The organism is Streptomyces poriferorum (assembly GCF_019399235.1).
Classification (GTDB): Bacteria; Actinomycetota; Actinomycetes; order Streptomycetales; family Streptomycetaceae; genus Streptomyces; species Streptomyces poriferorum.
On sequence record NZ_JAELVH010000681.1, the window covers coordinates 1 to 346 of the forward strand.

A 346-nucleotide genomic window follows, 5' to 3' on the forward strand; every position below is an offset into this window, starting at 1 on the left:
TCGAGCAGGGGCAGCCCGGCTTCCTCGGCGGCGTCGACCAGCGGCTGCGGTACCTCGTCGTAGGTGACCCCGACGGCGAAGCCGAGCCCGACCACTCCGGCTCCGGCCAGCCGTCGCACGTACCGCCCCATGACCTCCGGGTTCTCCGCGTCGAGGTTGGTCGCGGTGACCAGGAGCAGCTCGCCGCCCTCCATGTAGGGGACGGGGTCGGCCAGCTCACTGGCGTGCGCCCAGCGCACGGGCGCGTCGAGCCGGTCCGCCCCCGCACGCACCGTGAGTTTGAGCGCCGAGTGCTGGACGAGCGAGGCGAGTGTGGGGGGCATGGGGATCGGGGGACCTTTGGGAG

The 346-nt window shown here is 73.1% G+C and carries 1 protein-coding gene; it reads right to left on the reverse strand.

Annotated features, from left to right (window positions below; genetic code table 11):
• On the reverse strand, positions 1 to 323 hold a 323-nt coding region (locus tag JGS39_RS40395), incomplete at its 3' end, for a PucR family transcriptional regulator ligand-binding domain-containing protein (protein ID WP_219574704.1).
• Between the last annotated feature and the right edge of the window lie 23 nt (positions 324 to 346).